General features: G+C 54.4%; 10 protein-coding genes. All 10 read right to left on the bottom strand.

Features of this window, described 5'->3' with window-relative positions; all coding sequences use genetic code 11:
- Window positions 1-59: 59 nt before the first annotated feature.
- Complete coding sequence (locus ABC336_RS00835; protein ID WP_413236850.1) at window positions 60-1670, bottom strand: ABC transporter substrate-binding protein; 1611 nt, start codon at window positions 1668-1670, stop codon at window positions 60-62.
- A 107-nt stretch (window positions 1671-1777) separates the two neighbouring features.
- Window positions 1778-2689, bottom strand: a complete 912-nt coding sequence (locus tag ABC336_RS00840; protein WP_413236851.1) for a carbohydrate ABC transporter permease — start codon at window positions 2687-2689, stop codon at window positions 1778-1780.
- Window positions 2690-2711: 22 nt separating this feature from the next.
- Window positions 2712-3689, bottom strand: a complete 978-nt coding sequence (locus ABC336_RS00845; RefSeq protein WP_413236852.1) for an ABC transporter permease — start codon at window positions 3687-3689, stop codon at window positions 2712-2714.
- Between the two features lie 155 nt (window positions 3690-3844).
- On the bottom strand, window positions 3845-5590 hold the full coding sequence (locus ABC336_RS00850) for a sensor histidine kinase (protein ID WP_413236853.1): 1746 nt from the start codon (window positions 5588-5590) through the stop codon (window positions 3845-3847).
- Window positions 5574-7238 carry a response regulator transcription factor gene (locus ABC336_RS00855; protein ID WP_413236854.1) on the bottom strand — a complete coding sequence of 555 codons (1665 nt, stop codon included), beginning with the start codon at window positions 7236-7238 and terminating at the stop codon, window positions 5574-5576. Before ABC336_RS00855 ends, ABC336_RS00850 begins: the two co-directional genes overlap by 17 nt.
- A gap of 113 nt (window positions 7239-7351) precedes the next feature.
- Window positions 7352-8911, bottom strand: a complete 1560-nt coding sequence (locus ABC336_RS00860; protein ID WP_413236855.1) for an extracellular solute-binding protein — start codon at window positions 8909-8911, stop codon at window positions 7352-7354.
- 35 nt (window positions 8912-8946) lie between these two features.
- Entirely contained in the window at window positions 8947-9807 is an 861-nt protein-coding gene (locus ABC336_RS00865) for a carbohydrate ABC transporter permease (protein WP_413236856.1), read from the bottom strand.
- Window positions 9801-10661 (bottom strand): ABC transporter permease, encoded by an 861-nt coding sequence (locus ABC336_RS00870; RefSeq protein WP_413242404.1) that lies wholly within the window; start codon window positions 10659-10661, stop codon window positions 9801-9803. Before ABC336_RS00870 ends, ABC336_RS00865 begins: the two co-directional genes overlap by 7 nt.
- A 202-nt stretch (window positions 10662-10863) precedes the next feature.
- Entirely contained in the window at window positions 10864-12549 is a 1686-nt protein-coding gene (locus ABC336_RS00875) for a sensor histidine kinase (RefSeq protein ID WP_413236857.1), read from the bottom strand.
- Window positions 12546-14117: a response regulator gene (locus ABC336_RS00880; protein ID WP_413236858.1), complete on the bottom strand. Its 1572-nt coding sequence runs from the start codon at window positions 14115-14117 to the stop codon at window positions 12546-12548. Before ABC336_RS00880 ends, ABC336_RS00875 begins: the two co-directional genes overlap by 4 nt.
- Window positions 14118-14161 lie beyond the last annotated feature (44 nt).

The raw sequence follows: 14161 nt of genomic DNA on the forward strand, positions 1-14161 counted from the left end.
ATAAGAAGAGCCTCTACAAGGAGACTCTTCTCATCGTTCGTTTCTCGATATATCTGCCGCTACTGGTTGGCCGCCCGCCAAGCGTTGACCTGCTTCTGGATCTCTGCCTGCACCGTCTCGATGCCCGCGGCTTTGAGCCTGCTGTTCCGCTCATCCAGGAGCTTGACCGGATCCTTGACGGCACCCGTAAAGATCGACTTGTATTCCGTAATGACCGCTGTCATCTGCGTAATTTCATTTTTCACGTTTGTCTCATCGAACACGAAGCCCATGAGCGGGAACCGCTTTGCTTCGTTATTGAACGTTTCCCAATTTGTATACAGATCGTCCGGCTGACCTGGCTTCAGATAGTTGATCAACTGGTTGCCGATAACCCAGAACAGCGAACTCGTACCGTACCCGGAATCAGCTATCTGCTCGATACGGTTTTCGCCGACTTTGGTGTAATGCTTATCTTCGATACCATGAACGATCAAGTTAACGACATACGGGTCGGTGTGCAGATAGTTGAGCACCATCATTGCACGCTCTGGATCCCCGGATGTTCTTGAGATGGAGAACATGGAACCGGTCGCAAGATCAGTCGTCACTAGAGGCTCCGCGACCACATGGGAGACATACTCATATTGATTATTGACGGAGTTGCTCATCTCGATATCGGTACCAGGCTTCCACGTCGCCGGCTGTACCCATATCTTCCCGTCGCGCTGCTGATCGCCGATGCTCGTCGTACTCGTCGCCGAGTCGGCATTGATCAGCCCTTTTTCATACATGTTGCGCAGTGATTCGACTTCTGCCTTATTCACCTCGTAGACTTCGGGATCCAGCACGGATCTGACGTTCACTTCCGTCGTCGATGTGTGATCGACCAGGAAGACCGGAACCTTGCCCGGCGTAGGACCGACAGGCTGCAGCGTGCTGCGGGTCGCATACATCTGGTTGCCGCCGCCGCCGAAGTTGCCGGAACCGCCGCTTACATAATACGGGATGAAGCTCGAGTCGCCTTCCTTGACCTTTTCCAGCCATGGCGTCAGATCGCTCGTGTTGTTGATCGTTTCGATCGGAATCTGATACTTCTCCACGATATCCTTGCGGTACGTATAGCCATAGCCTTGCGTAATTTCCTTGTTCGTCGGGATCGCATACAGCTTGCCGTCCATGCGCGGCGCTTCCAGATAAAGCGGATTCAAACGCTCGAGGATGCCTTGACCGTGCTTTTCCAGTAATTCGTCCAGCTCCAGATAGGCATGTTTGGACACATTGCCGAAGTAGTTCAACCATGAAGCTGTAAAGACGAGGTCCATTTTCTCGCCCGTGTTCATCATTAGCTCCGAACGCGTTTTGTAATCACTCGATGCGATTGGGGTGAGCTTTACGGTGGCATTGATTTTTTCTTTGAAGTATTCGTTCAGCTTCTCTTCGACCAGCGGGACGTCGGCCTCCGGCGTCCCGAAATACACGATCGATACTTCATACGGTTCCAGCTCTGACGCTGCCGTATCGTTGTCCGCTCCAGCCGCCTGGTTGTTGTTGCCGCCAGCGTCATTCGCCGGGGGAGTCGGTGCGATGTTGGTGTTGTTCCCGTTGCTGCCGCTCGAACAAGCTTGCAGGATCATGGCAAGGATCATGATCATTGTAAGCAAGACGACGCTTGGTTTACGTTGTTTCATTGCTTTACCCCTCCTGTAGTTCAATAGATTATCTATAGTTCGGCTCATTTGTCCGTGCCGCGGGTGCGGCAGAGGACGCCGGAGCGTTACTACCCGAGTTGCGGATGTCAGCCTTTGATGGCTCCGACGGTCAGTCCTTTGACAAAATATTTCTGGAAGAACGGGTAAACGATCAGAATCGGTCCCATGCCGATGACGGCCATCGCCATCTGCAGCGATTCGTTCGGCAGGTTTCGCATCAGCTCGGGATTTTGCGCAGCCAGTTGGACATTATCTCGCAGATACTGGATATCGTTCAACACCCGGATCATCAAATATTGCACCGGATATTTATCTTCCGTACGAATGAAGAGCAGCGCATTGAACCAATCATTCCAATAATTGATCGTACTGAACAGCGCCATCGTCGCCATGACCGGGAGCGACAGCGGCAGCACGATGCGCATGAAGATGAGCAGCTCGCCTGCGCCGTCCATACGGGCCGACTCAAGAAGCGCCGGATGTATCGTGGACTGGAAGAAGGTCCGCATGATGATTACGTTGAACGGAATAATCAAGAGAGGCATAATCAGCGCTATATATGAATCTAGCAGACCCAGGCCCTGCGTATAGACCAAGTACCTGCTCACGAGCCCCCCGTTGAATAGCATCGTGAAGAACAGGAAGAACGTAAAGAAGTTCCGGAATGGATAGTCCTGCCTCGAGATCGGGTATGCAAACAGCGCCATGATGATCACGCTGATCATCGTACCGACGACTGTCACGCCTATACTGACCCCATACGCCCGGATCAAGGTACCTGAGTCCTTGTATAAGCTCTCATAAGCGATCAGGGACCACTTCTCGGGGAAGAAGCTGTAGCCGTTGCTCAGCAGCGAATCGTTATGGGTAAAAGAAACAATAAAGACTAGCAGAACCGGCATGACGAAGGCGATCGACATGGCGATAAAGCTGCCGTTCAACAAGAAACTCGCGACGGGCGAGATTGTATTCTCCCTGCGGCTGATCGATTTGCTCATTATCTTCACCTCAAGTTGCGCACTAGAACAGCGCCTGGTCTTTGTCGATTCTGCGCACACTGGCGTTCGTCAGGATGACGAGCAGGAAGCCAAGCACGGATTGAACCAATGCCGCAGCGGATGACATACCGATATCGTTGAGTTCCCGCAGGACGCGGAACACGTATGTATCGACCGTATCCGTGACGGGATACAACGCTCCCGAGTTAAGTGGAACCTGATAGAACAGGCCGAAGTCGGAGTTAAACACCTGACCCATATTCAGGATCGTGATGATGATTATAATCGGGCGAATGGTCGGGAGCGTAATGTGGTAGATCTGCCTCCATTTGGAGGCTCCGTCGATAACGGCCGCTTCGTAGTATTCCGGATCGATGCCGGCAATCGCGGCAATGTAGATGACCGCGCCGATCCCGATAGCCCGCCAGGCATTAACGACAGTCAGAATGTAGGGCCAGTATTCCTTCTCGGAGTACCAGTACACCTGATCCATCCCGAGCCACTGGACAACCGTTTGATTCAGGAAGCCCTTCTCAGGATTCAGGAAGGCATAGACCAGGTAGCTGACGACTACCGCCGACAAGAAGAACGGCATGATGAAGAAGGTCTGATAGCTTTTGGCGAGCCACTTGCTCCGAATCTCGTTGATGGCGACCGCGATGCCGACAGACAGCAGCAGATTGACCACCATAAAGAGCAGGCTGTAGCCGACGGTATTGCGCGTTATGCGCCACAGCGATCCGGAAGAAAATAAAAATTCAAAGTTTTTGAACCCCACCCACGGGCTGCCAAAGATGCCGTCAATGTAGTTGATGTTCTTGAACGCGATGAACACGCCAAACATCGGCAAATAGCTGTTCAGAAGCAGTACGATCGAAGTCGGGATGACCATGACTGTGAGCGCTCTATACTTCCAAAGCGCATGAAGAAAAAGGGCCAGCCTGGTTTTGCGCCGGCTTATCGGCAAGTCGCTGCGTAAGACGGTCGATGTCTCGTTCATTATGTCCACCTCCTCTCCTACTAAGTATAGATCCGCAGCTCCCGGACTTCGATGATCTATCCCGGCATAAATGTGATCAAAACCCGGATCCATACATAAAATGACAAAAAGAGAGGTCGCCGCTCGCCCGGCTTCCCTCTCTCTTCGTCCAGTCGCTAATCCGCCCTGCCTCCTTCCGGCAGCTGCAGCGGGATCCGGATCCATGCCGCAGTGCCGCCCCCTTCGCGGTGTTCATAGCAGAGGCCGTACGAGTCGCCGAAATGCAGCTGTATGCGCTGATGTACATTCCTGATCCCGAAGCCGGCGTCATTGATCTCGCCTCGGACGATCTTATTCATCCGCTCGAGCTCGACAGGCACGAAGCCATTGTCCTCGACGGCCATCTCGATATTGTCCTCCGTAAGACGGACCCTGATCAGGACCTCCCCCTCGCCGTCCATCCCGCTAACCGCATGGAAGATCGCGTTCTCGATGAGCGGCTGCAGGATGACCTTGGGCGTCATATACAGCTTGGCCGCTTCATCGATGTCCCAGGTCGCCTCAAACGTATCCGGATAACGTTGCGCCTGCAGTCTGCAGTAGGCCAGAGCATGCTCCAGCTCCTCGCCGAGCGTGATCATCGTCCTGCCCTTGCTCAGCCCGATGCGCAACAGTTTCGACAAATCCTTCACCATCTCTCCTACACCAGTATTGCCGCTGTCCAGCGCATACCAATAGATCGAATCGAGCGTGTTGTACAGCAGATGAGGCGTGATCTGGGAGTGCAATGCATTCAGCTCGTTCTCCTTCTGCTTGATCTTCATCACGTAGTTTTCTTCGAACGACTGATTCAGCCTGCGGGTCATTTTCAGAATCGCGCCATATAGTATGCCGAATTCATCCGCACGCGGCGGGTCCTCTCCGACATCAAGCGGCTTGCCCGGCTCGTAGATGCGGGTAAGTGAAACGAGTTTGCTAAGCGGGTTCACGATAATCCGCAGCAGATAGAGCAAGTAGAGCAGCACGCAAGCCAGATACACGCCCGATGCGACCATCATCAGCCACTGTAAGCGGGTCTGGTTGCCTGTAATCGATTCTAGCGGGATCTGGTATACCAGGCGAGTATCAAATGCGGAGCGGCTCGAATAGGCAAAAAGCCACTGCTTGCCGTTTTGCTCGGCGAAGTAGTAGCCCTCCCTTTTCCCTTTGGCCGGGTCTGGCATGCGGTCCATGGCAATATCCGGCGCGCCGGCCCGCAGCAATTGCTCATCGAGCTCATTGAACAAGAACAGGCCTGCATGCTCTGGCAGCCGGACGGACAACAGATCCCGGGCCAGCGTCGGCTTCATGTTCGAGACGACGAGGAAACCGATGGTCTGATCATAGCGCTGTGCGTTCAGGATGCTCCGCATGAAGCGAACCTCCGTCTTGCCTTCCTCTGTCTCGACGAGCCGGAATGAGCCCGCCCCCTTGGCTTGGATCGCATGCCGCGTCCATCCTGGCATATTGGAGGCATCCTGATTCAAGTAATTGAAGCCTTTGGCCCTGTTCGATAGGTCGATCGGCGGCTCCTTCCCGAACACATTGATCATATACAGCGAGAAGTCGGTATCATTGGATGACCAGCCCTCCAGGATGGCATCCGCATGCCGGATATCGCCCAGTGTCTCGATACTTTGCCAGAACACGCTGGTCGTCGACCCAAAAAAATAGTTATCCAGAAAAGTAGTCGTACGGTCATTCACCGCAGACATCGTCTTCTCTATCGTCACGTGATTCTGCATGACCAGCTGCAGCGTCGTCCGGCCCAGCTCATCCATCATCGTGTCTGTCGCCGTGTAGGCCGACAGCCAGCCGACGACGAGAAATGGCGCAACGATCAGGATGGCGAACGCGGCAGTCACTTTATATTTCAGCTTCAACGATGACTCCCCCCGGCTTCTCCTTGCGGTACTCCGCCGGGCTGACGCCGACGCAGCGCTTGAACATCCGGCTGAAGTGCTCGGGGGATTCGTATCCCACCGCATATGCGATCTCGTACCGCTTCTTGTCGGTCGTACTCAGCAGATGGCGCGCTTCCTCGATCCTCAGCTCGGTTACATAGTCCCAGAGATTTTTCTTGGTCTCTTTCTTGAACAAGTAGCTTAGATACGCAGGGCTGAAATGCACTTCGCTGGCAATGTCCTGAATCTTGAGCGCCGGATTGCGATAGCTGGCCCGGATGAACGACAGGATGCGGGAGACGATCGACTGGTCCCGCTCTGTAACGAGAAGCAACAGCAGCTCCTCGATCTCGCGTACATAGTCATGCAACCGCCCGAGCTTCTCACTGCGGCCTGCGCCGCGAAAAAACACGTCCGGATCGAATCGCTGCAGCGATAACCCGCCTCCATGCCCGACCTCCAGCAGCAAGCCGTAGAGCCGATAAGCCAGCATCCCGAAGTAGCTGTTGAACAGCTCCTCCGCCTGCCCCAGCTCATGCAGCGGAGCGATGACGGACTCCACATCGATCCTGCGCGCCTTATCGCCGAAGCTCGTCTTCAGTCCCTGCACAAACCGGTCCACCCTCGCCGCCCAATCGACGATCCCGAGATTTTCCTGCATCAGCCGGTCCTCATAATAGAAGATTTTGTTGCTAGGGTATATATATCGCCACTCGGCCGCATTATTCGCCATGTCCATCAGCTTCGCCAGCATGAAGATGTCCGGATGCGCCGTGCTGATGCCGATCGTTGCCTCGATATTAAGGTAGTTTCTCAGATTCGTATCGATCATCTGTCCGATCAGATGCAGCTGAGACTTCACCTCGATGGACGAACCGGTTGTTCCCTGCTCACGAAGCCGGATAATCGCGATGAGCTCGTTTCCGTACCCGACCATGGTCACACCATTCCACTCGACAAGACATTCATCCAGTATATTGATGGCCGCATACTTGAGCAGCTTGCGATCCTGCAGCCCGATCTCTCGATTGCTGAATCCGCCCCGGGTCAGATCAAGCCGGATCGCGATGACGGCATAGCGCACATCGTGGCCTTGATCGCCCAGCTCCCGTATCAGTTCTGCGCGGTCTTCCTTTGACAGGTACCCCTCCGTCACTAATTCCAGTAACAGCTCGTTCTTGCCTTGCGTATCGGACTTGTTCAGTTCCCGTTCGCGCTGTTTGATGGACAGCTCCATCGACTGTTTGCCGATCTCTTCCTTCTCCTGCAGCACTTTGCCTACGATACGCAGCAGATCGTCCCGTTCGACCGGCTTGACAAGGTAGTCCCGCGCACCCAGACTGAGCGATTTTTTGGCAAAATCGAACTTCTCATGCGCGGAAATGACGATCACGGGAAGCTGCGGCTGTTCCAGATAGATCGTCTCCATCAGTTCCAGCCCATTCATCCGGCTCATCTGAATATCCGTCAGCACGAGATCATATGGCTCCATCCGGATGTAATCGATCGCTTCGAAGCCGTTTAAAGCGGTCTCGACATGCGCGATACGAAGCTGCGAGGAGAGGAGCAGGTTTTTGATGCCCGAGCTGACTCGCGGCTCATCGTCCACGACCAGTATTCTATGCATCGCTTGTCAGGCCTCCCTTCCATGGGATCCTCTGTTGGTGTACACGATAGGCAAAGTGTAGATGAAACCACCGCTTGACTTCAATGATGGATTATCGCAAGTTGGTGATGGATTTATTGCAGATAACCCAGCTCCTTCAGCGTCACCACGGCTTGATCCAGGTACGCGGACACCTTATAATCGTTTATCAGTTTGTCGACGAACGCTTCGTATTCAGTCATCGGACGCTTGCCGTGAATGAATTTTGTGATTTCTTCCAGCTCATATCGGTTCTTGTCATTTAAGGACACACCATCCGGGATCGGGATGAATTCGTTATATACTTCGATTCTAGGCTCTTCTGCCGCGAAGTCAACATAAGATTGCTGCTTGTCGAATTTTGTGCGCAGATAATTGAGCTCGTCCCGGCCAGTCAATTGATGGTTGAACGCATAACTGGTCTCCGAGCTGCGCTCTGTCGGTACAATCTTGTCTCCTTCGAGTGTAAAGTGCTCGCCTTCGAGGCCATACATGACGAGATGTCCGCCTTCATCACCCGTAATATAATCGATATATTCCAGTGCTTTCGCCAGCTTCTCAGGCTCCTCATCCAGCGTAACCGGCAGCGCATAACGGCCGCCCGTGCTGCCGATGTCGAAGTTGCCCTGGTACGTCCCGCCCGGACCTGTAAGCGCCGGAAGCTGGATCCACTCGGCATTCGGGTTGATCGCCTTGTACTGCTCGACGTAATTATCCTTGACCATCTCGCCCCAGTTCAGATAGACGATGCCGGCCTGACCCATAAACGCCTTCTCTTGATGCTTGAGTCCTTTGTTCGTCATGAACTCCGGATCGACATAGCCCGCCAAGACAAGCTCCTGGATATATATAAGCGCATCCTTCATCTCCGGCAGAGCTGTCGAGTAGACAGCCTGACCGTCCTTGATCTGGAAACGGCCAGGCGTTGCGGCGCCGAATGCGGAGAATACAGGATCGAAGGTGGCCGGTGCGTTGACGGCGTCCGCGCTGCCGATGCCGCTGCCGGTGATGCCGTACGTATCCTGCTTGCCATTGCCGTCGGGATCGTTCTCTGTGAACGCCTTTGCAACTGCCTTGAAATCTTCGAGTGTCTTCGGCACAGCAAGCTCAAGCGCATCGAGCCAGTCTTTGCGTATCCAATACGTCGACATCGGCAAGTACGCCCGCTTTGGAATAGCATACAGTATACCGTCGATTCTGCCCTTATTCAGATCATCCTCGGACAGATTGGCCTTCACGTTGGGCATCTGCTCCAGATAGGCATCCAGATTGAGCAGCAAGTTTTGCTTTGCATAGTTCTCCAACAGCGGCTTGGAGACGGAGAAGATGTCGGGCATCGAACCGCCTGCGATTTTGACATTCAGCTGCTGCTCATACTCCGTCGCGACGATGTTGAACGATAGATTCATGTTCAGCCTCTCATTCAGCTCATGCAGGATGAAATCCTCGTTGGCTGCAGGCATCCCTGTACCGGATCCGAACAAGCTGAGCTCCACCGGCGTCTCGGATGCCGAGCCGCTGTCGTTGCTGGGAGCCGGCCTGTTGCTGCCATTCCCGTTTCCATTGCCGTCTCCCGGCGACCCGCATGCAGACAATAGTACCGTGACAGCCAGCAAGCCGCTAAGCAGTCGAACCTTCCCTTTTCCCATTCCCATTGGACATTCCCCTCACTTATCTTATGATTATTATGTCAACCCTTCACGGAGCCCAGAAGCATCCCTTGCGTGAAATATTTCTGGAAGAAAGGGTAAACAACGACGATCGGCAGTGCCGACAGAACGACTGCTGCCATCTGCATCGACTCCGATGGCAGCACATCCTCCGCATCCATCGGCGGCATCATCGCGCTGGCGAGGATGTTCCGCAAGATGACTTGCAGCGGATACTTATCAGTATCGTTGATGTACATGATCGCTTGAAAAAATTCATTCCAATGCCCAACGGCATAGAACAGTCCCACAGTCGCCATAACGGGCATGGAGAGCGGCAGCACGATGCGGGCGAGAATAAGGAGCTCCCCGGCTCCATCGATCCTTGCCGCCTCGTCCAGCTCGCGCGGCAAGTTCTCGAAAAACGTCTTCATGATAAGCAGATTAAATGACCAGACGATACTCGGCAGAATCATCGACCAGACCGAATTCACAAGGCCGGTCATCTTGACGATCAGGTAGGTTGGCACAACGCCGCCGTTGAAGAGCAGGGTGAACGCAACCAGAAACAAGAGCAGCGTCCTGCCGGGCAGATAAGGCTTGCTTAGCGGATAGGCCATCCAAGCCGTCAAGATCAGGTTAAGCACAGTACCGACGATCGTAATGAAGAAGGTAACGCCGAAGGCGCGCGGGATAAGCGAATCCTTCAGAAACGCGATGTAAGATTCGAATGTGATCTGGCGGGGGATGACAACAAATCCGCCGTTTTTCAGGACCTCGCTGTACGGCGTCAACGAAACTGCTACGACATACAGCAGAGGGAACACAACGGAAACGACAACGAGGCTGAGGAAAATAATATTGATGACATTGAATACTTTGTCGTTCCATCCGGCTACCATACTTGTTCCCCCCAACGCTTGGCGATGTGATTGGCGATGACGACCAGGACGAATCCGACGAGTGACTTGAACAACCCGACAGCCGCGGCAAGACTGAAGTTCAACTCTTCAAGTCCCGTTCGGAACACCCAGGTGTCGATGATGTCCGCCACCGGATAAACGTGTATGTTGTACATGATATAGATCTGATCGAAGCCGGCGTCCAGCATATGGCCGAGCTTCAGGATCAAGAGCAGGATGATGACGCTGCGGATGCCCGGCAATGTCACATGCCAGATGCTGCGGATCCGTCCGGCTCCGTCGACACGCGCCGCTTCGTAGAGCGAAGGATCGATGCCGGCGATAGCCGCCAAGTAGATAATCGCGCTCCAGCCGGTATCCTTCCATATCTCCGTACCGACGAGTATGCTGCGGAACCAGTCCGTCGACGTGAGGAACGGGATGCTCTGGCCGGCGCTCTCTTTTAGCCACATATTGATCAGCCCACTCGTCTCGGAGAGCATCGAGAGCGATATGCCATAGATGATGACCCAGGACAGAAAGTGCGGCAAGTAGGTCACCGTCTGTACGATTCTGCGGAACAATTGGATCCGCACTTCGTTGAGCAGCACCGCTAGCGCTATTCCCGGCAGCATGCCGAACAACAGCTTGTAGAAGCTAATCAGGAAGGTATTGGACAGAATCTGATAGAAATACGGGGATTCGTAGAATGCTTGAAAATGCTTGAACCACGGGTCAGCCCAAGGACTGTCGAAAATACCCTTCAACACGTTAAAATCCTTGAAGGCTATAATGGCTCCGCCCATCGGTGCATACCGGTACAGAAGGTAATATACGAGTCCGGGCAGCAGCATCAGGTACAGGACGCGATGTCTCCACAGCAGAAAGGCCTTCAACGACAGCCAGCTGCCGGCAGCGCCGTTCGGAGTGGGCCTCCCGGCACGTGCTTCGATCGGTTTGTTCATGGAATTCTCCTTTGCATAGTTTAGGTTTGCCTGTCGGTCAACATAAGAATAACCCGTACTCTGTTAGGAAAATACGGGTTATTCTTAAATTTTACGGGTGCATATTTAGCGAGTTCACACTTGCAGGATGCTTGATCGTCACTTTGAAACCCAGATCGGAGCTATCGATCGCCAGCCGATACGCCTCGCCAAAATGCAGTACGAGCCTGCGCTCGACATTGCTCATGCCGATACCGCCTGCCGGTTTGCCCGCCTGCCCCCCTGGTCCGTTATCTTCAATGGTAAAAGCCATGTCGCCGTCCTCAGCCTTGTAGGCAGAAAGAATGATCTTGCCGTTCTTCTCCTGTCGATTGCCCATGCCGTGGCGGATCGCGTTCTCGACAAGCGGCTGCAGCAGCAGCTGCAGCATGCGCTCGCCCATCAGCTCCGGCTGCACGTGGTACAGGACACGGAACTGCCCCGGATTGCGCAGCTGCTCGATCGCCACGTAGTTTTTCACATGCTCGAGCTCCCGCTCTACCGAGGTCCAGCCATCGCTGTCGCTCAGGCTGAACCGGAACATCCCCGCAAGACGCGTCACCATCTCCGCGATGTCGGGCTCCTGCAACGCCTGCAATTTCCACTTGATCGAATCAAGCGTGTTATAGAGGAAGTGCGGATTGATCTGCAGGATCAGCATCTGCCGCTCCAGATCCTGCCGCTCACGCTCCATCTGCCGGATCGTGGCGATCTGATCCAGCAGGCTATCGATCATGGCATTGTAGCCCTTGACCCACTGGCCAAGCTCGTCGTGGCGTTCCTCTGCCGTGATCGGCTCCAATTGGCCGATCTGAACGCGCTTCATGTACCGCAGGATCTGCTTGATCGGATTGGTAAACATCCGCACGATCAGGTATAGGAGCAAGGTGATCAGGATCAGATTCAAGATAACGATCCATAACGTGAACCGCTGCACTTCGCCCAGCGATGCCGTTATGACGTCCCGAGGCAGTATGATAGAGAGCTGCCAGCCCTCGGCGGACAACTCCTCGGATGCGTATAAATATGCCCCTTGGTCGCGGTGGATCGCTGACAGCATGCCGTATTCCTCTGCAACCGGATGCGACAGGACCGCTCCCTCTGCATCTGTGATCATGAGCCCTGCCTGTGGATATAACGTCGGACCGATGAGCTCGGCGCGGATCATAAAATGCGGGATGCGGATCGCCAATACCCCTACCGGCTCGAAGCGATCGAGCGAACGGACCTGACGCACATAGATGTAATCAGGTGCCTTCCATTGCTCGTTCCATTCATGCGTCCAATATCCTCTGCCGGCCAATCTCGCCGCTTCCTCAAACATAGCCTCGGACGGGTTCACTTGCCGGTACTGCATCAGGTTGTTGTAATTGGGGTACCGCTCGTACGCTTGCGGGAACACATACAACTCGTATGGCCCCCTCAACTCGGTGATCAATCCGTTCATCCGCTGGATGAACTCCAGCTCATCTGTAACCAGTCTCGGTGCAGGTCTTCTGAGCAGGGCTTGCAGCTCCTCCGAGCCGATGACCGCTTCGGAGCGCTGTTCCGCCTCGCGCAGCAATCGCTCCACACGTTGCCGGTTCTGGTTCACGTTGTCCGTCAGGAAAGCACGCGCGACTTCCTCGATCTGATCCTTGGACCGTTCGTAGGAGACGTAGCCGAGTACCGCTATTGGCAGGGATACCGTGACGATCAGGACGAGAAGCAGCTTTGAGAACAACGTCGACCGTTTCCACAGACCGCGCAGTATTTTCATTTGCCGTATCGATACTCCTTCGGCGTGAGCCCTGTTTTCTTCTTGAACAATCGGCCGAAATGATGAACATCGTGATAGCCCACAGCTTCAGCGATCTCATAAACTTTGCTGCTGGACTGACGGAGCAGCTCCTTCGCCCTCTGTATACGCAGCTCCGTCACGTAGTCCAGAAAGTTCGTACCTACCTCCTTCTTGAACAGCTGACTGAGCCAGACGGGATGCAGCGACAACTCGTCTGCCAGATCCTGCAGCTTCAGCTCGCAAGTATAGGAGCCGTGTATTCGTCTAAGCGCCTGCTCGATGAACGAGTTCTTGCTCATGCCCTTCAGCTTCCAGGCTGTAACATTGCAGAACCGAGCCACCGTGCGGCTCATCTCATCCACCGATCGGCACGCATCCATCTCATCCCACAGTGAGACCGGTATCTCGCCGAGCTCCGCGGTGGACACGCCTTCTGCCGAGCTCCGGAGCTCGGACTGCAGCTGCATGATCCAATCCATGCAGCGCTGCGAGATCTCGCTCGGCCGCGCTGCATCTCCCTTCACGACCAAGCTTCGCACAAACATTATCGAAGCTGTACGGATCAATTGTTCGTCACCTTGCCGGATGGCACGGGTCATGTATGCGGTGATGTCTACCTCGAGATCGGCCAGATGCGGCTTCAGCTGCTCATAAGCCATCACTTCCTCTTCGTCGCTGAGCAGCGCTGCCCGCAGGCAATCCATGGCCTGCCGATAAGCTGTATGCAGCCCCTGGAAGGAGACCATGCGTTCGCTGACGCCGAATCTGCCTTCAACCTTCTGATACGTGCGGATCTCCCGGCCCAGCATGGCGAGCAAGGGACGGATGTCCTCGAGCGGTGTGACGATGATCCACTGCTTCTTGCTGTTCTTAAATGTCAGGGAAGGCGCGTAGCCGAGCAGCACCTCTTCTACAATATTGCCGGTCGCAAACGACAGCAGGTCTTCTTCTTTCTCGGAAAGCTCCGCCACTGCCGCACGAGCGGCAAGCGCAATGATAGTGTACGGCGCCTGTGACAGCCATTCCAGGCCCCATGTGCGAAGCCTGTGAACGATATGCTCCTGCAGGTACGTGGGCTGCATGCACAGCCCAATCAGGAATAGATCCCGCATCGAGCGCGTGCCCAGATGTGCCAGCTCGACTGCCCGGTTATGCGCAAGGCGATCCTGCTGCTCTTCCTCGATCCAATTCAGACAGTCCCTGATCTTCTCGCAGAACTGTCTGGTATCGAAGGGCTTCAGGAAATAATCGACTGCACCCAGCTGCATCCCCCGCTTGGCATAATCAAAGTCGTCGAATCCGCTTACAATAATGACCTTGGGTTCATAACCGTCATACTGAATCTGCTCTAGCAGATCCAGACCTGTCGAATCGGGCAGGATAATATCCGTCACTATGAGCTCTGGACGATGCTCCTCGATGATATGCATCGCCGCTGCCGCACGGTCGCAGAAGAAAGCCTGCTTGATTCTCGGATCGAGCTGTTCCATGATCCGCTTCAACCCTTCGAGGGCTTGCGGTTCATCTTCGATAATCAGCACATACATCCAAACCGCCGTCCCCTTTCTCTGCCATAGTAGAATGGTTCCGC

Source organism: Paenibacillus jepli (assembly GCF_047238105.1).
Lineage (GTDB): Bacteria > Bacillota > Bacilli > Paenibacillales > Paenibacillaceae > Paenibacillus_D.